A 22,822-nucleotide genomic window follows, 5' to 3' on the forward strand; every position below is an offset into this window, starting at 1 on the left:
GCGAACCCCGTCAGGCGGACTCCACCACGGCCGCCATACCCTGGCCACCGCCGATACACATGGTCAACAGTGCTTTTCCGCCGCCGCGTCGGCCGAGTTCGTGAAGCGCGGTCGTTGCCATACGCGCACCCGTCGCTCCCACGGGGTGCCCTAGTGAGATGCCGGAACCGTTGACGTTCAGGCGATCGAGGTCCTCGAACCCCCATTCCTTCACGACGCCGAGAACCTGGCACGCAAACGCCTCGTTCAGCTCGACCAGATCGAAGTCGGCAAAGCCTGCCCCTGTTCGAGCAAACAGTTTCGAGACGGCGGCAACCGGCCCGAGGCCCATCAGCGCCGGTTCACAACCGGCCGCGGCCCAGCTGTCGAGGAACCCGATGGGTTCCAGCCCCAGCTCGTCCAGACGATCCTCGGCGACCACCAACATCGCTGCCGCAGCGTCGTTCTGCTGGCTGGCGTTACCGGCGGTCACGACGCCTCCCTGTGTCACCGCACGCAGCCGTGCCAGGGTTTCGAGTGAGGTATCCGGACGGATCCCCTCGTCAGCACGAAACTGTGTGACGTTCCCTTTTCGATCAGTCTGTTCGACGGCAACGATTTCGGCATCGAATCGGCCGGAATCTCTTGCCAGTGTTGCTTTTCGGTGACTCTCGACAGCGAAGGCGTCCGACTCTTCCCGCGTGATCCCGCAGCGCGCCGCGACGTTCTCGGCCGTTTCGATCATTCCGCTGATCCGGCCGAATCGCCACTCGGGTTGCGAGCGCTCGCGGCCACGATCGAGGCGGTCGAACAGTTGCAGCCCACCGGATTTGGTTCCCCACCGCGCTCCGGTGGTGTAGTGCTCGATCCCGCTCATCGATTCGACGCCACCCGTGAGAACCACGTCGGCCGCACCCGTCTGGACCATCATGGCCGCGGTAACGATGGCCTGCAGACCCGTTCCGCACCGGCGATCGGTCTGGAAGCCGGCTACCGAAATCGGCAACCCGGCTTCGAGCGCCGCCCACCTGCCGATGCACGGTGCCTCCGAATTGGCATACGACTGCCCCATCGCGACGTCGTCGATGCGGGACGGATCGATTCCGCTGCGACGCACGGTCTCCTTGACGACAGTGGCAGCCAAACTTTCCGCAGGCACGTCACGAAGCGCCCCTCCGAACCGGCCCACCGCGGTTCTGACCGGCGCGACCAATGCTGCTCGTTTCACAACTGACCTCGAATCTCGTTCTGGAAGAATGGAAAAGGAATCAGGAGACCAACAGGCGCACGGTATCCGCCACCAGCGCAGGCTTACCCGCTCCTTCGATTTCGATCGTGTACCGCACGACAATCGTCGCGCCCTTCGCGGAGCGCTCGAAAGAAAGAATCTCCGCACCGGCTCGCACCGAAGAACCGACCTTGACCGGTTCGGGGAATCGCACCTTGTTGCTGCCGTAGTTCACGGTCATGGAGATTCCGTCGACACGCATCACCTGAGCACCGAGCACTGGCAACAACGAAAGAGTCAGATAGCCGTGGGCGATGGTGCCGCCGTACGGACCCTGCGCTGCCCGCTCGGGATCCACGTGAATCCACTGGTGATCCTCGGTGGCGTCGGCGAACTTGTCGATCCGATCCTGCGTGACCGGGAACCACGCGCTGTAGCCCAAGTGCTCACCGACAGCCGTCTCCACGTCGTCGATTCCATTGAAAATTCGCATAGTTCTCTCCTGAAAGGTGTTGAACAGCAAAGAAAAGCAACAGCGCCCGGCGCAGCTCTAATGTGCGCCCCGGCGCAGTGTCACCCGATACGTGTACTGCTCCGGCAAGAAGTAGCTCACCGACAACTCGTTTGCAACGCCCTGCGCGTTGGAGTACAAACGGTCTACCCGCAACATGGCGTGGCCGATTTCGCAACCGACGTCCCTGGCAACGTCCGCCGTTGCCGGGGACACCGTGATCGACTGTGCTGCTTCGACAATCGGACTGTCGATCAGCGGCTCCAGCAAGCCGATCACCGTATTGGCGCTCACCGCACCGGCCGCCATGGCGGGCAGGTCGATGATCTGCCGAGCAACGGCCTCCGGCAGATGCGCCGTCGTCTGAACGAACGGAACTCCCTCGTGTATCCGCCGGAAGACCACGGTGTACACGACGTCGGTGTCGAGCCGAAGCCGACTGGCCGCCTCGATGTCCACGCGCCGTTGCAGCGGTGACACAACTTCCATCGTCGTGTCCCGCGAAAGGTTCATGAGATCTTCGATGGATCCGAGATGACGGAGATAGCGGCCGCTGTTCTCGGTCACGAACGTGCCGCGCCCGGGCACTCGGTACACGATGCCCTCGGCAACCAGGTCGTGAAAGGCTCGGCGGACTGTCTGCCGACTCACGCCGTGATGCTGCGCCAGTTCGGATTCGGTGGGCAGTTGAATGCCGTCGCGGTAGGTACCGGCAGAGATCTGCTGACGAAGCTCACGAGAGAGGCGTTGGTACGCCGGCTCCGTCTCTCTTTCCTTACCGCTCATAGCGACATGATCCTACTTGCTCACCGCTCCGTCACAGACCGCCGCGGGCAACCAGCTGCGAAACGATCACGTTGCGCTGAATTTCGTTGGTTCCCTCCCCGACGATCATCAGTGGTGCATCACGGAAATACCGCTCGACGTCGTACTCCGTCGAGTAGCCGTAGCCGCCGTGGATGCGGACGGCGGACAACGCGATTTCCATCGCCACCTCGGAGGCGTACAGCTTGGCCATGCCTGCCTCCATGTCACAGCGCTCGCCGCTGTCGTACATCTGCGCCGCGTGCCAGGTCAGCTGCCGCGCGGCGGTCAGTTTCGTTGCCATGTCGGCGAGGTAATTGCCGATCGACTGGTGCTTCCAGATCGGCTGGCCGAAGCTCTCGCGCTGTTGCGCGTAGGCAAGTGAATCCTCGAGAGCGGCCGTGGCGACGCCCAGTGCGCGGCAAGCCACCTGGATACGGCCGGTCTCCAGCCCCTTCATCATCTGCGCGAAGCCCTTTCCGGGAGCACCGCCCAGAATGGCCGACTCGGAGATGCGGTAATTGTCGAAGGACAGTTCGCAACTCTCGACGCCCTTGTATCCGAGCTTCGGGAGGTCGCGAGAGACGGTCAGTCCTTCGCCGTGCTCGACGAGGACGATCGAGATGCCCGCATGACGAGGGCTTGCGCTGGGATCGGTCTTGCACAGTAATGCGATCACGCCGGACCGGCGGGCATTGGTGATCCATGTCTTTGCGCCGTTGATGATCAGATCTGTGCCGTCACTCTTGGCGTTGGTCGTCATGGCCTGCAGATCGGAGCCTCCGCCGGGCTCGGTGAGCGCCATGGTTGCCCGGATCTCGCCGGTTGCCATTCGCGGCAGGTACTTCACCTTCTGCTCTTCGGTACCGAACAGCGAGATGAGCTTCGCGACCACCGTGTGTCCACCCATCGCTCCCGCCAAGGACATCCACCCTCGCGACAGTTCCTGCGTCACCTGCGCATAACAAGGCATCGACACCGGCGATCCGCCGTACTCCTCGGGAATCGCGAGGCCGTAGATCCCGATCTGCTTCATCTGATCGATCCACTTCTCGGGATACTCGTTCGCGTGCTCCACCTCCTGGACCGTGGGCTTGACCTCTCGGTCGACGAACCGGCGCACGGTTTCGATCAGAAATGTCTCTTCGTCGTTGAGCTTGAGCATGAATCCGCCTCGACTTGAAAAAGTTTGTACGGCCATATTTCGATATTGTTCGCGCAATGTCAATACCGGCCTTGACATCGATACGCAGCAACTGCCAGCATCGAGGCAGTTCGGTGCACATCAACGCCGTTCACGGCAGCTCATCTATTTCGCAACTGGCCGTACATTTGATCCCCAGATCGAGGTAATCGATACACATGGACGAGAACCACTACCGCGCGACCAGACGCCGCGCGTCCCTGGTCGCACCGGGTTCGGACGAGCGCAAGGCCCGCAAAGCACTCTCTTCGTGCGCGGACGAGGTGATTCTCGACCTCGAAGATGCCGTCACTTCGTCGAACAAGGACCTTGCGCGAACCCTCGTGAGCTCCTTGGTGCTCGAGTTCGGTGGGGCGCGCACCATCTCGGTCCGAATCAACGGCCTGACCACGCCGTGGGCCCGCGACGACCTGATCGCCTGCGGCAGCCTCGAGGAATCGCTGACGAGCGTGATCGTCCCGAAGGTCGAGTCCGCGGACGAACTACTCGAGGCCGAGCACATCCTCTTCACTGCCGGTGGGAACCACACCACCCTGCAAGCCCTGATCGAAACTCCGCTCGGCGTCCAGAATGCCGACTCCATCGCCCGCGCGACTCCTCGTCTGCAGGCCGCGATCATCGGATACGCCGATCTCGGTGCAGCGCTGGGTCGCTCACGCTCGGCACTGCCTGAACACTGGCTTGCCATTCAGGACAGAATCCTGATCGCCTGCCGCGCAGCCGGCGTCGCAGCAATCGACGGGCCCTTCCTCGGCATCACCGACGACGACGCTTTCCGACACGCCGCGCACTGGACCAGCGCTCTCGGGTTCGACGGCAAATGGGTCATCCACCCGGCGCAAATCGACTCGGCCACTATCGCATTCACCCCCTCGGACGACGCCGTCCGTGACGCCAGACGGGTACTGACCGCACTCGAAGAGGCCGAAACCCTGGGTTCGGGTGCCGCCCAGCTCGACGGCCAGATGCTCGACGAGGCAGTGGCCGTGGCAGCGCGTCGTACGCTTGCCCGAGCCGAAGGAGTCACTGTATGAGCGAGCACTACGTCGGAGGACCGTACTTCGACGACCTCACCCACGGACAGGTATTCGACGAAGCCCCCGCGGTCACGTTGACCAGTGGACTCGCCGCCGCCCATCAGGCGATCCTCGGCGACCGCATGCGCCTTCCGCTCGACGCACATCTGTCGTCGAGTGTCACGGGTTCCGCTGCACCAGTGGCGAATCCAGGTCTCGTCACCGACATCGCCATCGGCCAGTCGACCGTGGTCACACACCACGTCAAGGCAAACCTCTTCTACCGTGGACTGCGATTCCACCGTTTCCCGGTACTCGGTGACACCCTGTACACGCGCACCGAGGTTGTCGGTCTGCGCGAGAACTCGGCCAAGCCGGGACGCGGCGCCACCGGACTTGCCGCGCTGCGGATGACGTCCACCGACCAGAACGGCAACACGGTCCTCGACTTCTACCGCTGCGCCATGCTCCCACTGAGCCCCGATCCGATCGAGGCGCGAGTTCGCCACGCCGACGACCTCGGGGCGATCGGTCCGTCCGAACCGGATCCGTACCTGTCACCTGACGGCTGGGACCTCGACACGTATCGAGAGCGCGTACCCGGCAGGCACTTCGAATCCGACCTGTTGGGTTCGGTGTTTCGCAGCAGCGGCGACGTCGTCTCCAGCGCCCCCGAGCTTGCCCGGCTGAGCTTGAACATCGCAGCGACGCACCACGACGAGCGCGTCGGCGCCCACGGTCGCCTCGTCTACGGCGGCCACACCATCGGGATTGCACTCGCCCAGGCAACCCGCGCTCTGCCGAACTTGGTGACAGTGCTCGGGTGGCACTCGTGCGATCACACCGGGCCCGTGCACGAGGGCGATACCCTCACCAGCGAACTACACGTCGAAGGCTCGTCGCCCCTCGAACATGGAACCGCAGTGCAGCTACGTTCACTCGTGTTCTCTCACAATGCTTCTGCAGCACACACCCCGGTCCTCGACTGGCGTTTCACTGTGTTGATGGCATGAGCACACACTTTTCCACCACGGAGGAACACAGATGAATCAGACCCCTAGCCCGTTGTCCGGGCTTCGCATCGTCGAGGTCTCGAGCTTTGTCGCCGCGCCCCTGTGCGGACTGACTCTCTCCCAGCTCGGCGCCGAGGTGATCCGGATCGACCCGATCGGCGGTGCCTCCGATTACAAGCGCTGGCCAGTCACCGACAACGGTGAAAGCATCTACTGGACCGGACTCAACAAAGGTAAACGGTCACTGTCAGTGGACATGCGCGCCGAGCGCGGCCAAGAACTGATTCGGCAGCTGGTCACGGCTCCGGGACCCGGCGGGGGAATCCTGGTCACCAATGCCGGCGGACGCACCTGGATGGGCCACGACTCCCTGACCCAATTGCGTAGCGACGTCATCACCCTCGAGGTTCTCGGACGCCGCGACGGCAGCCCCGGCGTCGACTACACGGTCAACGCCGCGTTGGGATTCCCACAGATCACCGGCCCCGCGGACTACGCCGGAGTTGTCAATCACGCCTTGCCGGCCTGGGACGTCGCCTGCGGGCTCTACGCCGCCCTGTCGATCACTGCCGCTGTGCGCCAACGTGACTCGACCGGACACGGCACGCAGATCACGCTGCCACTCGAAGACGTCGCATTGGCCACCGCGGGAACCCTCGGCTACCTCACCGAAGTACAGGTGAACGGCCGCAGTCGCGAGTCCGGCGGGAACGCCGTCTACGGCACGTACGGAATCGATTTCGTCTCCAACGACAACGACCGGTTCATGATCGTTGCACTCACTACTCGCCATTTCCGTGACCTTGCGTCGGTCACCGGCACCGCGGCGGCTGTCGACGCCGTCGAAGCCGCCCTCGGAGCCGACTTCTCCACCGAAGCGGACCGCTACCGTCATCGAGAGGTCCTGACAGCCCTGTTCTCACACTGGTTCCGGGAACACAGCGCCGCCGAGATCACTGCCGCGCTGGACCAGTCGTCAGTACTGTTCGAGAGGTACCGTAGTTTCGAGGAGGTTGTGAAATCCGGTGAACTCGAGAACAACCCGATGTTCTCCGCACTCGACCAGCCTCGAATCGGAAGTTATCTCGCTGCCGCCAACCCGGCGTCGTTCGACGGCACGCATCTGAGCACCGGACCGGCCTCCGAGGTCGGCGGCGATTCGGTCGCAGTGCTCACCGACATCCTCGGAACCACCGCTGATCACGCCTCGACGCTCATTGCGGACGGCGTCGTCGGGGTTCCGGCGAACTGACCCACTCACGAACGTATTTCGGCCTCGGAACACAGTTCCGAGGCCGAAAACATGCAACGAGCAATTCAGAGACCAAGATCCTTCGCGATGATGGTCTTCATGACTTCACTTGTGCCACCGTAGATTCGCGTGACACGTGTATCGGCGTAGAGGCGTGCGATCGGATACTCCGTGATGTACCCGTATCCGCCATGGAGTTGGAGGCACTTGTCGATCACTCGACCTGCCGCCTCGGTGCAGAACAGTTTCGCCTTCGCTGCATCGGGAATCGTCAGCGTGCCACGGTCATGACATTCGAGTGCGTTGTCGGACACCAACTGGATGGCATCGACCTCGGTGGCACATTCGGCCAGAACGAATTTGGTGTTCTGGAATGCCGCAACCGGCTTGCCGAACACCTTGCGGTCCTTGACGTAGTCGATGGCAAAGCGAAGCGCTGCACTGGCAGTGGCGGCCGCTCCGAATGCGATAGTCAGGCGCTCCTGAGCCAGGTTGTGGGTCAGGTAGCTGAATCCGTCGCCTTCTTCTCCGAGCCTGTCCTCGACGGGTACCTGTACGTCGACAAACGAAAGCTCCGCGGTGTCGGAGGTCTTGAGACCGATCTTGTTGATCTTGCGCCCCACCGAGTATCCGGGCGACGACGTGTCGACCACCAGAATCGACAACCCGGTGCGTCGGTTCTCCGCTGTGCTGGGCGCGGTGCGGCACACCACCAGGACGCGATCGGCAAGTACCCCGCCGGTGATGAACGTCTTGGAACCGTTGACCACGTAGTGCGTACCGTCCTCCGACAGCTTGGCCGTCGTCGCGATGTTCGCCAGATCCGACCCTGTTCCCGGTTCGGTCATCGCGATCGCGAACATCAGATCTCCGGAAGCGAAGCCCGGCAACCAGCGACTCTTCTGCTCGTCGTTCGCGTACTCGAGCAGGTAGGGCAGGATCAGGTTCGTATGCACCGACTGCGAGCCGAAGGAAGCCCCGGCGGCAGCAACTTCCTCGGCGACGACGACGTTGAACTTGAGCGACTTCTCGCCGCCTCCGCCGTATTCCTCCGGCACCTGAATTCCGAGTACGCCCAACTCTCCGAGTCGTCGGTAGAAATCGCGGGGCGGGTGACCGTCCTCTTCCCACTTCTCGTGGACCGGGGTTACTTCCTTCGCGATGAAATCGCGGACGGTAGCCCGGAATGCCTCGTGATCCTCGTTGAACACGGTGCGCTGCATGTATGAACTCCAGTCGGTCGAGGGAACAGGGTGATCCTGATCTCACCTTGCCTCAATGTTCCGCATCCAATCCAACACTCATCGGCTATTGCTCCGATAGGGCGTACCAATATGGCCTGACCTGCGATACATAGGCAACCGCTATCGTTCCGATCATCGACGCGACATTGCCCAAAGTGATCCAGAACACGTTGAATGGGTCAGCCGGCAAACACAACACCATCGATCGCTTCGAGGCCGCGCTTCGAGCACGATCGCATCCGCCCACCAGTCTCGAAGGGACGCCACGTGACCCCCATCGCGCCACAGCGTAACGACGTCCAGCCCGAAGCAACAGCAACGCCAGATTCGTCAGCAGTCCCCGTCTTCGGTACCCGCAAGCGTGCGTGGACGATGACCGGGCTCGTCGTCTTCCTCTACATCGTCAACTACGCGGACAAGGCAGTCCTCGGAATCATCGCTCAGCCCCTCGCTCGTGAGCTCGGACTGAAGTCTTCGCAAATCGGCATGGTCGGCTCGCTCTTCTTCCTGATGTTCTGCATCGGCGGATTCCTCGCCGGACCACTCAACAAGTACCTGACCCTACGTTGGGCACTGTTGATCCTGGCCGCAATCTGGTCTGTGGTCATGCTCCCCCTCGTTCTCGGCGCCAGCCTCGCGATGTTGATCGTCTCGCGCATGCTCCTCGGATTCGCCGAGGGTCCCAGCTCGGCGCTGATGCACACCGCGGCGTACTCGTGGCACCCGCCGGCCAAGCGCGGCCTTCCCGGCGCAATGCTCGCCGGATCCGCCTCTGTGGCAAAGATCGCCCTCGCGCCGGTACTGACCTTCATCGCCGTTCATTACGGCTGGCGCGCAGCGGTTCTCTCGCTCTCCGTTCTCGGTCTCGTGTGGATGGGTTGCTGGTTGGCCGGTTGGTCCGAGGGCCCGTACACGAGCAAGGCCGTCAAGGCGACAAAGACTGCGGATACAGAAGCAACCGAGGCAGCCACGAAGACGGTCACCGAGCCCAACGTTCCGTGGCGCAAGATCCTGCTCTCCCGCACCTTCGTCAGCTGCTGCTTCCTCATCGCCACCATCTACGCGCTGACCACCGTCGTTCTCACCTGGTTGCCGTCGTACTTCGAGGTCGGCCTCGGATACAGTGCGATGCAAGCCGGTTCGATGTTCGCGCTGCCCTCGATCGTCGGTCTCGTCCTCATGATCACCTCCGGTTCCGTCACGGACAAGTTGATCGGCCGCGGCTTCACTTCTCGCACGGTCCGCGTCATCGTTCCCTGCGTCGGCGTTCTGATCTGCGGATCGATTCTCCTGTTCCTGCCACAGATCTCCACTCCCATCGTCGCTGTCGCCATGGTCTCGATCGGCTACGGGTTCTCGGCAATCACCTTCCCGCTCATCAACGCTGCAATTTCGGAACTGTGCCCGCCGCAGCAGACTGCCGGAACGATGGGATTCTTCCTCGCCATCATGTCGATCGGTGGCCTGATCGCTCCTTACGCAACGGGAGTCATCGTGGACAACGCTGCAACCCCGGCCGACGGTTACGCCCAGTCCTTCCAGGCAATCGGCGTCATCGGAGTCATCGCCGCGGTTCTGGTCCTCGTCTTCGCCAATCCCGAGCGCGATCGCAAGCTCATCCGCGGCTGAGTACTCCACGTATAGCCATTCGCTAACAAAGCTATTCACCGAAAGACATTGCCGGGTCGACCCGCTCGTGATCGACTCGAGGCACGCCCCGACCGCACAGTCGCAGAACCGGGCACGAACAGCAGGAGAGATACATGCGAGATGCCGTCATCGTCGACGCAGTACGTACACCGATCGGCCGTCGCGGCCGCGCCCTCTCGGAGATCCATCCGGCCGAACTGTCTGCACATGTGCTGCGTGCACTCGCTGAACGGACCGGACTCGACGCGGCGACGGTCGACGACGTGATCTGGGGATGCGTCAGTCAGGTCGGCGAACAGGCCGGAAGCATCGCCCGTACAGCAGCACTCGCCGCCGGCTGGCCCGACAGCGTTCCCGGCGTGACACTGACACGGGCCTGCGGATCGAGCCAGCAGGCAGTTTCCTTTGCTGCGGCCACCGTCATCTCCGGGCAGAACGACGTGGTCGTAGCCGGAGGCGTCGAATCGATGTCGCGAGTTCCGATGGGAACCGCCAGCAAGAACGGTGAGCATTTCCCGGCTTCGGTACTCGAACGCTACGGTGTGGACAGTTTCAGCCAGGGGACCGGCGCCGAGATGATGGCCCGGAAATGGGCACTCACTCGAACGGCTCTGGACGAATATTCCCTCCGCTCACACGAACTCGCGGGCCGTGCCACCGATGCAGGAGCATTCACCGGGCAGATCACTCCGATCGCCGGCTTGTCCCAGGACGAAGGCATTCGGCGAGGTGGAAGTCTGGAGTCGCTCGCGAAGTTGCCCCCGGCCTTCGACGCCGACGGTGTCATCCACGCCGGCAACTCTTCTCAGATCTCCGACGGGGCGGGCGCCACACTCGTCACGACCAGCGAGTACGCCCGCGCACGCGGGTGGAAGCCGCTCGTCCGTATTCACACCGCGGTGGTCGCAGCCGACGACCCGGTCATCATGCTCACCGGTCCGATTGCCGCCACCGCAAAGGCATTGGATCGCTCCGGCCTGTCCATCGACGACATCGGAGCGTTCGAGATCAACGAGGCATTCGCCCCCGTCCCCCTTGCCTGGCAGGCTGAAACCGGCGCAGCCATCGATCGTGTGAATCCTCTCGGCGGCGCTGTCGCGGTCGGCCACCCACTCGGCGGATCCGGCGCGATCTTGATGACTCGCCTGGCACATCACATGCGCGACAACGGAATTCGATACGGACTCCAGTCGATGTGCGAGGCCGGCGGCATGGCCAATGCGACCATTCTCGAATTGATCTGACCCGACAACGCTTTCGGGCCGACACGTCATCCAGCAGGAAAGAAGAATTGATTCATGAAACTCGAGGGACTTTCCACCGCGATCACCGGCGGCGCTTCAGGTCTCGGCCTGGCTACCGCTCGACGACTGCTCGACGCCGGAGCGCAGGTCACATTGATCGATCTGCCTTCGTCCGACGGTAAGCAGGTGGCGGCCGATCTCGGAGCTGCCGCACAATTCGCCCCGGCCGACGTCACCGACAGCGAACAGTTCGCCGAAGCACTCGACGCGGCGCACGAGCGCGGCGGCCTTCGCGGCGTCGTCCACTGCGCGGGTGCCGGACGTCGCATGCGCATTCTCGACAAGGACGGAAAAGCCGGATCGGTCGAAGATTTCGAGTTCGTCGTCAAGCTGAATCTTGTCGGTTCGTTCAACGCACTCCGTCTCGGCGCCGAACGGATGGCGGAACTCGACGCCGTGGACGGTGAGCGAGGTGCCGTCATCATGACGGCGTCGGTCGCAGCATTCGAAGGTCAGATCGGTCAGATCAACTACACAGCGTCCAAAGCCGGCATCGTCGGTATGACGGTCACCGCTGCCCGCGATCTCGCCAGCCGCGGAATCCGCGTCAACACCATTGCTCCCGGCATCATGGACACTCCCCTGCTGGCGCGCCTGCGCGAAGACGTGCGCACGGCCCTCGAAGCCTCGGTTCCCAACCCCTCACGGCTGGGTCGCCCGGACGAGTTCGGCCAGCTCGCCGTCTCGATGCTCGAGAACGGCTATCTCAACGGCGAAACCATCAGACTCGACGGCGCTATCCGAATGGCTCCACGGTGACGGGCGCCAGCGTGATCGCCAATCCACAACTGCGCCACAACATGCACTACCCGGATACGACCATGGCGTACTGGGCACCCAGCATGGCGGCACTGTACGGTGATCGCCTCGCCGTCGTGGACGGCGAGCGCACGTGCACGTTCCGCGAACTCGGTCAGCGCAGTGCGCAATTCGCCGGTGCACTGCGGCGGGCTGGGGTCGGCGTCGGCGATGTCGTGTTGCTACATCTCGGGAACTGTGTCGAGTTCCTGCAGGCCTACTACGGCTGCCTGCAGGCCGGGGCGACCGTGACATTGGTCAACCCGCTGCAGCCAGAACTCGGACTGCGCAAGCAGATCGAGGAGACGTCCGCCGTTGCTGCGGTCACTCAGAGTTCGCAGCTGCACGTACTGCTTGCAGCCTCTTCAGGAACCTCCGTACGTACGATCGTGATGGTTCAGGACACCGAGGGCACGCTCGATACACCGGAGTCGGTCGTCGCGTTCGACACCTTCATCGCCGATCTACCCACCGAATTCACCCCTGCCTCCGTTCGTAGCGACGACATCGCACACATCGCGTTCACCGGCGGAACCACCGGAGTCTCCAAAGGTGTTCGTGTTCTTCACCGCAACGTCGTCGGCAACATCACGCAGATGTGTGGGTGGAGAACCGGGCACGAGTTGGAAGCAGGTCCTGACGGTCTCGTCACGCCTCGACGCATCGAAGGCCTCGACGTGCTCGGTCCGACGCCGGGGACCGGGGCGACCATCGTCGTCTCACCTCTCTTCCACGCACATTCATTGCTCAACACGTCGTTCCTGTTGATTTCCGGTCTCACCCAGGTATTTGCCGGTCGGTTCGAACCCGGCCGCATGCTCGAGCTGATCGAAAAGCACGAGGCCACCTATCTCACCGGGTCTCCCGCCATGTGGCACGCACTGTCGGTTCATCCCGACGCCACGGTGCGCAACACCGACAGCGTGTGCGTCGTCTCTTCGGGCGCTGCCCCGATCGACAGCGTCACCCTCGCCGCACTCCGCCGGGCATTTCCCAAAGCGCTCGTCGTCGAGGGGTACGGGCTTACCGAGGCCACCTGTGTGGTCACGGCCGCTCCGCTAATCAACGGCTCGCAGTACCGGCAGAGCAGCGTCGGCCTCCCGATCTTCGACACCGAAATCCAGATTCGCGATCAGCTCGACCGAAAGACTGTTCTGAGCGAGAACGAACGCGGCGAACTGTGGGTGCGTGGACCTCAGGTCACCGACGGCTATCTCGGACACCCGGAAACCACCGCAGAACAGTTCGTCGACGGCTGGTTGGATACCGGAGACATCGCGTACCTGGACTCGGACGGATATCTCTTCATCTGTGACCGGGCAAAGGACATGCTCATCTACAAGGGGTACAACGTCTATCCGCGTGAACTCGAAGAGATTCTGGTTTCGCACCCGGCGATCTCGACTGCTGCGGTCGTCGGCCGCGAAGTGGGGAGCAACGGCCAGGAGCCCGTAGCCTTCGTGGTGATGATTCCGGGCGCCGAGTTCGACGCCGAGCAGATCAAGGCGTTTGTCGCCGAGCAGGTGCTGCCGTACAAGAAGATTCGCGAAGTCGTCGAGGTAGAACTCCTTCCGACATCGGCTGCCGGTAAGGTCCTCAAGACCGACCTCCGCTCGAGACTTCTCGAATCCGTCGATCAGAAAGGCGGTTCCAGGTGACGACCTTCGCAGACCTGACGTCGCAACTGCGTGTCCCGGTTCTCGCTTCACCGATGTTCATCATCTCGACTCCTGACCTCGTCATCGCGCAGTGCACCGCCGGGATCATCGGGTCCTTCCCGGCCCTGAATGCTCGTCCGCAGTCGGCACTTCGGGATTGGCTCAAACTGATCACGGTCGCTCGTGAGGACCATGATCGTGAGCACCCGGAAAATCCGTCGGCGCCATTTGCCGTCAACCTCATCGTCCACCGGTCCAACAACCGCCTGGAAGAGGATCTGGCGACCATCGCCGAGTTCGAGGTTCCGATCGTCATCACGTCCCTCGGCGCTCGCACCGACATCAACGACGCCGTCCACGCATACGGCGGAATCGTTCTCCATGACGTCATCGACAATCGCTTTGCACGCAAGGCGATCGAGAAGGGCGCCGACGGACTGATCGCGGTGGCTGCCGGGGCTGGTGGTCATGCCGGTAGGCAGTCGCCGTTTGCCCTGATTCGTGAGATTCGTGAGTGGTTCGCCGGTCCGCTACTGCTGTCGGGGGCTATTGCTCATGGCGATTCGGTTCTCGCTGCGCTCGCGGCCGGTGCCGACCTTGCTTATGTCGGTTCGGCTTTCATCGCCACCGAAGAGGCCAATGCGGATCCTGCGTACAAGGAGATGATCGTGGGTTCAGGGGCCTCCGACATCGTCTATTCCAACCTGTTCACCGGAGTACACGGAAACTACCTGCGGGGCAGCATCGTTGCCGCCGGCTTGGACCCCGACAACCTGGCCGAATCCGATCCATCCGCAATGAGTTTCGCGACCACCGACACCGATACCAAGGCGTGGCGTGACATCTGGGGCGCCGGACAGGGCATCGGAGCGATCGACGCAGTCCTTCCGACGCATGCAGTAGTAGAGCGTCTCGCCGCCGAGTACGCTGCCGCTCGAGAACGTATCTGCCGACTCTAGTGCTGTGACCGGCGTTCGTCAGGCAGGCGTTCGTCAGGCAGGGATTCGTCAGGCAGGGATTCGTCAGGCAGGGATTCGTCGGACAGGTACTCGTGGACCAGGTTCACGAATACCTGTCCCACCGGCGACAGTGTCGAGGGGTCGAAGGCGAGACCGTACGCACGCAGGAATCTCGGCTCACAGGCCCGTTCCACCACCTGACCTGGCATCGATTTGGCCACCGAGCGCTCGACCAACGAACCGCCGAGCCCGGCGATGACCATCGGGAGCCGCGACTCCCGTTGCTCGGTCACCACCGCGAGTTCCGTTCTGGTACCCGCCTTTCGGATCGAATCTTCTATCGCGTCACCCATCGCTGCCCCGCGAGGAACGAACACCATGGGAATGTCCGGCATTTCCGAAAGGCGTACCGGCCCCTCGGGTAGTTCGGTTCCCGCCGGGTAGACCAGGCGGTACTCCTGCTCCCCCAATTCGACGATCTCGAGGCCTTCTCCCGCCTCCAGTGGCAGATGAGCCACCGCGAATTCGCAGTGGCCGTCCCGGATGAGACTTTCCAGATTGTCCTCACGCTCGAGTTCCGAGAATCTGACTCGTGCTTGCGGATACCGTCGACAGAACTCCGCAATCAGATCGACGATCGTCCCCGAGGTCAGTGCCGGGAAAGCCATGATGTCGAGGCGACCGACGATGGCGCCATCGGATGCCGTCAACTGTTCAGCCGCCGCAGCTACGTCTCGCAGGACCTGTCGACTCGGGCCGACCAGGCTGCGACCGGCCGCACTGAGCACCATGCCGCGCCCGATGCGATGGAACAGCCTCACTCCCAGTTCACGTTCGAGCCCGCGCAACGCTTGTGACACGGTCGGCTGAGCAACTCCCAAAGCCGCTGCGGCGCCGTTGATCCCCTTGTTCTCGACGACCGCGAGGAAGTACTCCATCTGCCGGAACTCCACAGTTCACTCCTCTTCCTCGGACGGAACGGCGGAGGAAGCCATTTCCGCAGCCGTCGCGATGAATGCAGCGGCTGCCGGAGATTGCTCGCCCGAGCGATAGACGATGCCGACGTCGCGTGTCAGCGGCGGATCGAAGGAGAAGGCGCCGACGTCTGTCATCTGCTGCTGTGCAACCCTTCTCGGCACGACAGTGGCGCCGATCCCTCGACGCACGAGTTCCCACGTGGTCACAGGATGGACGCAGTCCACGACTACGTTTTCGGCGCCTTCGCTGAGTAGACCCCGGAACTGATTCGATTGATCACCGAGATCGACCACCAGCGGCAAACTGTGCAAGAGCGCTCGCGGAACCGGATCCGTCAACGGCGCTGCAAGCCGGCCGGACAACGACGCATGGGTGGCGAGTACCAACTCCTGAGTGGCAATCGGAGCCGTGACCAAACCTTCGTACCCGATACTCAGATCGGTGACGCCGACCTCGGCCGACCCTCGCCGTAACGCATTGTCGACCCCGGCCGGGCCGTACGTGTCGAGAACGCGCACGACGATCTTGGGGAAGTTGGCGCGGAATCGCCTGACCAACTCGACCATCGGATCGATCGAGAACGCCGAGTACGAGACGACGTCCACCCGGCCGAACTCGAGTTCGCGAACGGCGGTCACTTTCGCCTTCGCGCGCTCGACGTCGGCAAGGATTCTCCTGGCCGCGAGATCGAACGTGCGGCCCGCGTCGGTAAGAACCAACCGCCTACCGGTCCGGTCGAAGAGCGTGGCGCCGAGTCGACGCTCGAGCGTGCGAATTGCCTGTGACAGCGAGGGCTGCGAAATGTAGAGAGCTTGAGCGGCCTTCGTTATCCCACCGTGGTCGACAACAGCGACGAAGTAGGTAACGAAGTGCAGATCCACTCATCCATCATACGACCAGCGATCTGACGCTCACTCCACCCGAGTTACCCCTGGTACGGCCCACTCACCGGTGAAGACCGGCTCCCGCTTTTCCACGAAGGCACGAACCGCGTCGGTAGCATCCGTCGCAAAATTGACCGCCTGGGCCCTCGCCTCGTTGTCCAAGGCTTCCCGCAACGAGAGTGAGGTGTGATGTTCGAGCATCGCAGCAGACTGACTCAGTGCGGCCGGCGGACCGGCGGCGAGCCGCTGCGCCAGTGTGGACGTGTGTTCGTCCAGTTCGGCCGGTTCGACCAGATACGTCACCAACCCGAGCTCGTAGGCTTCCTGTGCGTCGATCGTCTCGGCGAGCATCACCAGTCGCTTGGCTTGTTGGAGGCCGACCAGTCTCGGCAGGATCCACGAACCCCCGAAGTCGACAGACAACCCCCGTTTGGCAAAAATCTGGCTGAACTTCGCACCCTTGGCTGCCACGACGAAGTCGCAGAGCAACGCCATGTTCCATCCGGCTCCGACGGCAAACCCGTCGACCTTCGCCACCAGAGGCTTGGGAAACTCGCCCAGTGTGATCGCCGTTGCGTTGATGACACGCATGCGATCGAGCGGGTGCGACGAGCCACGCTTGTCCAGATCGGATCCCGCGCAGAAGGTCCCGTCCGCGCCGGTCAGGATCACAGAGCGAATCTGCGAGTCCTCTTGAAGTTCGAGGACTGCTTCACGTAGAGCGATCCAGGCGTCGAGATCGAGAGCGTTGCGGCGGTGCGGCCGACAGAGAACAATCGTCGCGACGGCACCGTCACGTTCGATGCTCACGGCCGCGCGCTCGATCGTCTCGGCACTCATGAACCGCTCCACACGGGAGAGCGCTTCTCGGCAAATGCCGTGGCGCCTTCCTTGGCGTCACGTGAGGTGAAGACCGGATCGATGAATTCGCGTTGCGCGACAAAGGCGTCCGGATCGGTGTACTTGGCGGACATTGCCAGTACCTGCTTGGTCGCGCGCACAGCCAGTGGACCGTTTGCCGCTACTCGGGCCGCAAGCTCGCGTGCGACGGTCAACGCCTGTCCCGGTTCGGCGAGCCGATTGACCAAGCCATGATGATGCGCCACGGTGGCACTGAGCGGATCCCCCGTGATCGCGATTTCCATGGCCAACTGGTACGGGAGAATTTTCGGCAGACGTAGGAGTCCGCCGGCCGCCGCGGCAAGCCCCCGCTTCACCTCGGGCAGGCCGAATTTCGCGTCCGTGGATGCCACGATCAAGTCGGCCGCCAAGGCCAGTTCACAACCGCCGGCGAGTGCCCAACCTTCGACGGCTGCGATCAGCGGCTTCGACGGCGGAGCCTCGGTCAGACCGGCAAATCCACGACCCGGCAGCGATGGCCGCTCCCCGCGGGCAAAACCCTTCAGATCCATACCGGCGCAGAAGGTTCCACCGGCTCCGGTCAGAATTCCGATGGTGAGATCGGACCGTTCCTCGAACTCGTCGATCGCGGCTGCGAGTGCCTTTGCGAGGTCCAGGTTGACCGCGTTCTTGGCCTCGGGACGATTGAGGGTGATGACGGCAACGCCGTCGGCGAAGTCGGTGAGCACGACGCTCATGTTCGGTTCCTACTTCCGTGATGAGATTCTTGAAAGGTCACTGCGCGCGAAGACTCCAGCGCACGGGCGTGCCGCCGGACGGTGTCACGATCTCCCGCTTGGCAAGAACAACAAGATGAGCATGGGTTTCGCGAACTGCCAAGCGAAGTAGTCGCGGCGACATCTGGTCGAACGGGCGAGACCAGGAGATCGTGCGCGAGAGTTCCCAGGCCGTGGATTCGGGCTCAGCCTGCACCGCAGCCACGATCTCCGCCAATCGCTCCTCGTGGTGCCCCATCAGTTGACGTGCACGATCGGTGATCCCACGGAATCGATATTCATGTGCCGGAAGCACTTCGCATTCGCCCAGTGTCGTCGTCGCCTCGAGCGAGAGAAGATAACGATGAAGCGGGTTCTCGAGTTCACCGGGAATCGTGGAGATGTTCGGGCTGATCCTCGGCAGCATGTGATCGCCGCTGAACAACAAACCTCTGTCCTCTTCCACGAAGCAGAGATGTCCGGGAGTGTGCCCCGGTGTCCATTGGGCCCGGAGATTCCAACCGGGTAGGTCGAGTGAATCCCCATCTCCCAGAACAACGTCGATGGTTTCGTGCTCAGCGAACCGCACCAGGTCGACCCGAGACGCGTCGAGCACTTCGGCCGGTGCACCGAGTTCGGACAACTGCAGGTTCCAGCCGGTGATGTCGTCGCGGGTCTGCTCGGGACCGTGGTATCCGAGAAGCGTCGCATCGGCCACGTGCATCGCAAGCGTCGCGCCGCTGACCTGCCGAAGACGCGGTGCCAGGCCGAAGTGATCGGGATGCAGGTGGGTGATTGCCGCATAGCGCACTTCGGAAACGTGGTATCCGATCGATGTAATGCCGTCGACGAGAGCCTGCCACGACTGTTCGTGATCCCAGCCGACGTCGATGAGGGCAAGTCCGTCGTCGAGCGCGAGTGCGTAGACGAGTACGTAGCGCAAAGGGTTGTCCGGCATGGGAACAGGGATCGACCACAATCCGTCCCGGACTTGTTCCACCGGTGGAAGAACTTTGTTCGCCCACGCCTCACGTTGTGCGACACCCACGTCTTCGGTCACGATCATGATGCTTCTCCGCTCGCGTTCAGCATGGTCCGCAGGCTCGACTTGAGCAGTTTTCCGCTCGCGTTGCGAGGTAGGGAGTCCACGAAATGGATCTGGCGAGGTTTCTTGTACGACGCCAACTTCGCTGTGCTGAAAGCGATCAACTCGTCGACGCTTGGCATGTCGGCACCGTCGACCAGTTTGACCACCGCGGTGACGGATTCACCCCAGCGCTTGTCGGGAACCCCGACCACCGCGACCTCGGCGACCGAGGGGTGTTCGGCCAGAACGGATTCCACCTCGATCGGATAGACGTTCTCACCGCCGGTGATGATCATGTCCTTGAGTCGGTCGGTGACGAACAGATACCCCTCGTCGTCCAGATGGCCGGCGTCCCCCGTCCGGAGGAAGCCGTCGTGGGTGAACAATTCGGCGGTCTCACGTTCACGTCGCCAGTACCCGCGAGTGTTGTTTCTACTGCGCGCGACGATCTCACCGGAATTGTTGGGCGGCAATTCCTCACCAGTGGTGACGTCTCGAATGGAGATCTCGACGCCGATCATCGGTTTTCCCGCAGAGCGGAGCAACTCCGAACGCGGTCCGCTTACGTGATGGTCGTAAGCACGAAGGACGGATACCGATCCCGTTGTCTCGGTCATCCCGTATCGCTGGACGAATTTGCACTTCAAGACGGTCATCGCATGAGCGAGGAGCGCCGGAGTGATCGGCGACGCCCCGTAGGCGACCACCTCCAGGCTGGTCAGATCGAAACTGTCGAGAGTGGGCAGATCTACCAGCGTCTGAATGACGGCAGGTACCAGAAATGCGTGGGTGACGTGGTGAGTCGCGATGGCATCAGCGACCCGAGCCGGCGCCAGGTCTCCGAGCAGCACCAATGGCACTCCGGCCGACAAGCACGTACTCATCCAGCCTGCACCGGCGATGTGAAAGAGAGGAAGTGCGTCGAGTGCGACTGCATTCGAACCGAATTCGTAGACATCGAACCCCTCGGGCTCGTTGTACAGATTCCGGTGCGTGGCCACGACGCCCTTGGGCCGGCCGGTTGTCCCGGACGTGTACAGCTGCAGAACTGCTGCGTCCGGATCGTGCCCCTGTCCGGGGTCGACGCCGGTCCCGGAGGCCACGAACTCCGCCCAGGTTCGCGAATCCGGCAGGCCCCCTTCAGCTCCCACGGTTATGACCTCGATCTCCGGCAACGCTGAGGACATCGCCGCCGCCCCCGCGGCGAACTCGTCATCGACGATCAAGACGTCGAGCTCCGCGTCCTCGGCGATGTCGACGAGTTCGAGTGGGTTGAGCCGCCAGTTCAACGGGATGAACACTGCGCCCGCCTTCGCACACGCGATGAAGGTTTCCGCACCTTCGAGCCCCATCCGCAGTAGCGCACCGACGCGAGCACCGGCAGCGGTCACTCCCGTCAGCGCACTCGCCAAGGCACTGGTCTCGCCATCCAGCGCAGCCCATGTCAAAGTTCGGTCGCCGCACGTGATCGCCGGATCGGACGGCCGTGTCGACGCCGAGTGGCGTATCCGGTTGGGCAGGTGAAGCTCGCTCACATCACGCTCCTGTGTTCCAGGTACTCACCGAGCACGAACCGCGGTCGGTGGTACTGGAACAGTCGACCATCGCTATGGCCTGCGCCACAAAGACGAGAAGGCGCACAGAGCCATAGCTCAGACCTATGTCTGCAGGTCGCAGCACGTCACCACCGCCAAGGTCCGGTCATCTGGGAGAATTTGCCAGATGCAGGCAACCGGGATGGACATACGCAGCGCACAGTATCTCGTCGCCGTTGTCGATCACGGCAGCGTCACCGCCGCCGCGGACGTCCTGCGTATCTCGCAACCGTCACTCTCGCAGGCCGTACGCAACCTCGAACGAGCACTCGGAGCCACACTCTTCGAGCGCACCACTCGCGGTTTGGCTCCCACCGCAGTCGGACTGGCAATTGCCGATTCTGCACGTGCGTTGCTCGCCGACGTTGCTCGGGCCGAATCCGCCGTGGCCGCAGTAACCGCTTTGCGCGCCGGGGAACTCGCCATAGCTGTTCAGTCCGATCTTGCCATCGACCCTGTTGCAGAGGTCGCCGGACGCCTCCATCTGACGGCACCCGGAATTCGATTCTCCACGAACGCCGTCGCGAACGCGCAGGACGTGCGCGCACTGGTCAGAGCAGGTACGTGTGAACTCGGGTTTCTCGAGACCCACCCGGGTACCGATGTCTCCGACGGGCTTCGAGAAATTGCCGTGAGTAGCCAGGAAACGGTCTTGTCGATCCCCGTTCGCCTGGCCACAGACCTCCCCGATCCGGTTCCGCGCGCCGTGGTTACGCACCTGCCGATGGTGGTCGAGGCATCGACAGTTCGGCGCGGGCATTCGATCGACGACGATCTGGACCTCGCCAACGTCGTCGTGGAAGTGCCTGATCGCCTTGCCGTCCGGGAAATGGTCGGGCAGGGTGTAGGCGCCGCGCTGCTGCCCAGATCGATCGCCGAACAAGACTCCCCAGCGTCCGAGGTTCGCTCGCTCTTCCCGCCCATCACGCGGCAGACGATCTTGATCTACCGCGACGGCCCACTCTCGCCGGCCGGGTCCGCGTACATCGAGAACGTCTCAACACGTCACAAGCCGTCTACGAACAGCCTGCCCAACGGCGAGAGCGTATCCGGATCGAACTCGACGCCGTAATTCAGTGAGATCGGAGGCTCCACCGGAAATATCTCCGCGCCGGACGCGACCGATCTCTCGGCCAGCGAACGCTCCATGAATGCCATACCCAAACCCGCAAAGACGAACGCGCCGACGGTCTCCCGCTGCGACAACTGCGTCGACATCCGAGTCCGGGCCCCGGCGGCCTGCAGGGACGACTCGATGGCAAGCCGAGCCCGCGAGTGTTTGAGCACACCCACCACGGGGAGATCGGGCAACGCCGTCAATGACACCGGCTCTCCCGCAGCGGGTTTCACACCATTCGGCCAGACGCCAGGATGAACCCCCGACGGCACTGCCAGCCAGTATTCGTTCACCCCGATCACTTTCGTGGACAGCGCCGACATGTCGGGTGGCCAATAGCTGAAGACCACCTCGCATGCGCCGTCTGCCAACACCTGCTCAGACGTTGCACCCTGCGGCAGTTCACCGACCCGAACGGTCACAGCAGGCCACCGCTCACGAAAGTCCGCCACGATGCGTGCGATCGGACCTTCGAGACCATGTGCCGCGGAGCAGATGTCGAGCCGCCCACGAGGCTCGTCGGCCGTACCGATCGCGACGTTGAATCCGGCCGCACTGCTGCGCATCATCTGCCTCGCCGGCCCTACCAACGCCCGACCTGCCGCCGTCAGAACCAATCCACGACCGACTCGGTGAAACAGTTCGACTCCGAGTTCACGCTCGAGACCACGAATACCCTGCGACAGCGACGGCTTGGTGACCGACAGATTCTGCGCAGCCGTCGACAAGGACTCCCCACCGGCAACGGCAAGGAAGTACTCGATCTGACGTAGGTCCACGGCATCGACTTTGCCACAAGCGCGGCCGACAGTACCGCCGGCAAGCGCGGACGGTGTTCATACACGCTTCACTAGTCGGACATACAGGACACACCTTTTTCTACCCGGCGCCACCTACCGTAATTGGTCCAGACCAATTACGTATG

21 protein-coding genes are annotated in these 22,822 nt (G+C 62.8%); 9 read left to right on the forward strand and 12 right to left on the reverse strand.

Annotated features, from left to right (window positions below):
• Positions 1-10 precede the first annotated feature (10 nt).
• From I7X09_RS11390 to I7X09_RS11405, 4 genes are read right to left on the reverse strand one after another with little or no spacing between them, the layout of a single operon-like run.
• On the reverse strand, positions 11-1,207 hold the full coding sequence (locus I7X09_RS11390; protein ID WP_200316844.1) for an acetyl-CoA C-acetyltransferase: 1,197 nt from the start codon (positions 1,205-1,207) through the stop codon (positions 11-13).
• A gap of 40 nt (positions 1,208-1,247) precedes the next feature.
• On the reverse strand, positions 1,248-1,700 hold the full coding sequence (locus I7X09_RS11395) for a MaoC family dehydratase (RefSeq protein ID WP_095973159.1): 453 nt from the start codon (positions 1,698-1,700) through the stop codon (positions 1,248-1,250).
• Positions 1,701-1,757: 57 nt separating this feature from the next.
• Positions 1,758-2,504 (reverse strand): GntR family transcriptional regulator, encoded by a 747-nt coding sequence (locus I7X09_RS11400; protein WP_095973158.1) that lies wholly within the window; start codon positions 2,502-2,504, stop codon positions 1,758-1,760.
• 31 nt (positions 2,505-2,535) lie between these two features.
• Positions 2,536-3,687 (reverse strand): acyl-CoA dehydrogenase family protein, encoded by a 1,152-nt coding sequence (locus tag I7X09_RS11405; RefSeq protein ID WP_095973186.1) that lies wholly within the window; start codon positions 3,685-3,687, stop codon positions 2,536-2,538.
• Positions 3,688-3,884: 197 nt separating this feature from the next.
• Between I7X09_RS11405 and I7X09_RS11410 the strand changes: the two genes are divergently transcribed.
• From I7X09_RS11410 to I7X09_RS11420, 3 genes are read left to right on the forward strand one after another with little or no spacing between them, the layout of a single operon-like run.
• Positions 3,885-4,760, forward strand: a complete 876-nt coding sequence (locus tag I7X09_RS11410) for an HpcH/HpaI aldolase/citrate lyase family protein (RefSeq protein ID WP_166809062.1) — start codon at positions 3,885-3,887, stop codon at positions 4,758-4,760.
• Positions 4,757-5,755, forward strand: coding sequence for a MaoC family dehydratase (locus tag I7X09_RS11415; RefSeq protein ID WP_200316846.1), 999 nt, complete (start codon positions 4,757-4,759; stop codon positions 5,753-5,755). The genes I7X09_RS11410 and I7X09_RS11415 overlap by 4 nt, the downstream gene beginning before the upstream one ends.
• A gap of 31 nt (positions 5,756-5,786) precedes the next feature.
• A complete protein-coding gene (locus I7X09_RS11420) occupies positions 5,787-7,007 on the forward strand; it encodes a CoA transferase (protein ID WP_200316848.1) in 1,221 nt (406 codons plus the stop codon).
• A gap of 65 nt (positions 7,008-7,072) precedes the next feature.
• Here the strand turns inward: I7X09_RS11420 and I7X09_RS11425 are convergent, their stop codons facing one another.
• Complete coding sequence (locus I7X09_RS11425) at positions 7,073-8,230, reverse strand: acyl-CoA dehydrogenase family protein (protein WP_020970861.1); 1,158 nt, start codon at positions 8,228-8,230, stop codon at positions 7,073-7,075.
• Positions 8,231-8,425: 195 nt separating this feature from the next.
• On the opposite strand from I7X09_RS11425, the gene I7X09_RS11430 reads away from it, so the two are divergent.
• The 5 genes from I7X09_RS11430 (at position 8,426) to I7X09_RS11450 (ending at position 14,620) form a co-directional block, all read left to right on the forward strand.
• Positions 8,426-9,880 carry an MFS transporter gene (locus I7X09_RS11430; protein WP_172436749.1) on the forward strand — a complete coding sequence of 485 codons (1,455 nt, stop codon included), beginning with the start codon at positions 8,426-8,428 and terminating at the stop codon, positions 9,878-9,880.
• 134 nt (positions 9,881-10,014) lie between these two features.
• On the forward strand, positions 10,015-11,145 hold the full coding sequence (locus tag I7X09_RS11435; protein ID WP_095973154.1) for a thiolase family protein: 1,131 nt from the start codon (positions 10,015-10,017) through the stop codon (positions 11,143-11,145).
• Positions 11,146-11,199: 54 nt separating this feature from the next.
• Positions 11,200-11,964: an SDR family NAD(P)-dependent oxidoreductase gene (locus I7X09_RS11440; protein WP_124569201.1), complete on the forward strand. Its 765-nt coding sequence runs from the start codon at positions 11,200-11,202 to the stop codon at positions 11,962-11,964.
• Positions 11,965-12,005: 41 nt separating this feature from the next.
• Entirely contained in the window at positions 12,006-13,661 is a 1,656-nt protein-coding gene (locus I7X09_RS11445; protein ID WP_166809466.1) for a class I adenylate-forming enzyme family protein, read from the forward strand.
• 53 nt (positions 13,662-13,714) lie between these two features.
• Complete coding sequence (locus I7X09_RS11450; protein WP_442800597.1) at positions 13,715-14,620, forward strand: NAD(P)H-dependent flavin oxidoreductase; 906 nt, start codon at positions 13,715-13,717, stop codon at positions 14,618-14,620.
• On the opposite strand, the gene I7X09_RS11455 is transcribed toward I7X09_RS11450, so the two are convergent.
• From I7X09_RS11455 to I7X09_RS11480, 6 genes are read right to left on the reverse strand one after another with little or no spacing between them, the layout of a single operon-like run.
• Positions 14,617-15,573, reverse strand: coding sequence for a LysR family transcriptional regulator (locus I7X09_RS11455; protein ID WP_200316853.1), 957 nt, complete (start codon positions 15,571-15,573; stop codon positions 14,617-14,619). The genes I7X09_RS11450 and I7X09_RS11455 overlap by 4 nt on opposite strands.
• 3 nt (positions 15,574-15,576) lie before the next feature.
• Entirely contained in the window at positions 15,577-16,479 is a 903-nt protein-coding gene (locus I7X09_RS11460) for a LysR family transcriptional regulator (RefSeq protein ID WP_124569198.1), read from the reverse strand.
• A 30-nt stretch (positions 16,480-16,509) separates the two neighbouring features.
• A complete protein-coding gene (locus tag I7X09_RS11465; protein WP_200316855.1) occupies positions 16,510-17,322 on the reverse strand; it encodes an enoyl-CoA hydratase/isomerase family protein in 813 nt (270 codons plus the stop codon).
• Positions 17,319-18,080, reverse strand: coding sequence for a crotonase/enoyl-CoA hydratase family protein (locus I7X09_RS11470; protein ID WP_166809056.1), 762 nt, complete (start codon positions 18,078-18,080; stop codon positions 17,319-17,321). The genes I7X09_RS11465 and I7X09_RS11470 overlap by 4 nt, the downstream gene beginning before the upstream one ends.
• Positions 18,081-18,117: 37 nt before the next feature.
• Positions 18,118-19,164 (reverse strand): MBL fold metallo-hydrolase, encoded by a 1,047-nt coding sequence (locus I7X09_RS11475; RefSeq protein ID WP_200316857.1) that lies wholly within the window; start codon positions 19,162-19,164, stop codon positions 18,118-18,120.
• Complete coding sequence (locus I7X09_RS11480) at positions 19,161-20,720, reverse strand: long-chain-fatty-acid--CoA ligase (protein WP_200316859.1); 1,560 nt, start codon at positions 20,718-20,720, stop codon at positions 19,161-19,163. Before I7X09_RS11480 ends, I7X09_RS11475 begins: the two co-directional genes overlap by 4 nt.
• A gap of 187 nt (positions 20,721-20,907) precedes the next feature.
• Here I7X09_RS11480 and I7X09_RS11485 point away from each other — a divergent pair, with 187 nt between their 5' ends.
• Positions 20,908-21,852 (forward strand): LysR family transcriptional regulator, encoded by a 945-nt coding sequence (locus I7X09_RS11485; RefSeq protein WP_200316861.1) that lies wholly within the window; start codon positions 20,908-20,910, stop codon positions 21,850-21,852.
• Here I7X09_RS11485 and I7X09_RS11490 read toward each other — a convergent pair.
• Positions 21,786-22,676, reverse strand: coding sequence for a LysR family transcriptional regulator (locus I7X09_RS11490; RefSeq protein WP_200316863.1), 891 nt, complete (start codon positions 22,674-22,676; stop codon positions 21,786-21,788). The two genes, I7X09_RS11485 and I7X09_RS11490, sit on opposite strands and share 67 nt — an antisense overlap.
• Between the last annotated feature and the right edge of the window lie 146 nt (positions 22,677-22,822).

This window comes from Rhodococcus sp. P-2 (assembly GCF_016598535.1).
Classification (GTDB): Bacteria; Actinomycetota; Actinomycetes; order Mycobacteriales; family Mycobacteriaceae; genus Rhodococcus_F; species Rhodococcus_F baikonurensis.

Excerpts from the sequence above, each read along its gene's own strand:
- I7X09_RS11395 (WP_095973159.1), bottom strand. The coding sequence starts at position 1,700 with ATGCGAATTTTCAATGGAATCGACGACGTGGAGACGGCTGTCGGTGAG.
- I7X09_RS11400 (WP_095973158.1), bottom strand. The coding sequence starts at position 2,504 with ATGAGCGGTAAGGAAAGAGAGACGGAGCCGGCGTACCAACGCCTCTCT.
- I7X09_RS11405 (WP_095973186.1), bottom strand. The coding sequence starts at position 3,687 with ATGCTCAAGCTCAACGACGAAGAGACATTTCTGATCGAAACCGTGCGC.
- I7X09_RS11410 (WP_166809062.1), top strand. The coding sequence starts at position 3,885 with ATGGACGAGAACCACTACCGCGCGACCAGACGCCGCGCGTCCCTGGTC.
- I7X09_RS11415 (WP_200316846.1), top strand. The coding sequence starts at position 4,757 with ATGAGCGAGCACTACGTCGGAGGACCGTACTTCGACGACCTCACCCAC.
- I7X09_RS11420 (WP_200316848.1), top strand. The coding sequence starts at position 5,787 with ATGAATCAGACCCCTAGCCCGTTGTCCGGGCTTCGCATCGTCGAGGTC.
- I7X09_RS11425 (WP_020970861.1), bottom strand. The coding sequence starts at position 8,230 with ATGCAGCGCACCGTGTTCAACGAGGATCACGAGGCATTCCGGGCTACC.
- I7X09_RS11430 (WP_172436749.1), top strand. The coding sequence starts at position 8,426 with ATGGGTCAGCCGGCAAACACAACACCATCGATCGCTTCGAGGCCGCGC.
- I7X09_RS11435 (WP_095973154.1), top strand. The coding sequence starts at position 10,015 with ATGCGAGATGCCGTCATCGTCGACGCAGTACGTACACCGATCGGCCGT.
- I7X09_RS11440 (WP_124569201.1), top strand. The coding sequence starts at position 11,200 with ATGAAACTCGAGGGACTTTCCACCGCGATCACCGGCGGCGCTTCAGGT.
- I7X09_RS11445 (WP_166809466.1), top strand. The coding sequence starts at position 12,006 with ATGCACTACCCGGATACGACCATGGCGTACTGGGCACCCAGCATGGCG.
- I7X09_RS11450 (WP_442800597.1), top strand. The coding sequence starts at position 13,715 with ATGTTCATCATCTCGACTCCTGACCTCGTCATCGCGCAGTGCACCGCC.
- I7X09_RS11465 (WP_200316855.1), bottom strand. The coding sequence starts at position 17,322 with ATGAGTGCCGAGACGATCGAGCGCGCGGCCGTGAGCATCGAACGTGAC.
- I7X09_RS11470 (WP_166809056.1), bottom strand. The coding sequence starts at position 18,080 with ATGAGCGTCGTGCTCACCGACTTCGCCGACGGCGTTGCCGTCATCACC.
- I7X09_RS11475 (WP_200316857.1), bottom strand. The coding sequence starts at position 19,164 with ATGATCGTGACCGAAGACGTGGGTGTCGCACAACGTGAGGCGTGGGCG.
- I7X09_RS11485 (WP_200316861.1), top strand. The coding sequence starts at position 20,908 with ATGCAGGCAACCGGGATGGACATACGCAGCGCACAGTATCTCGTCGCC.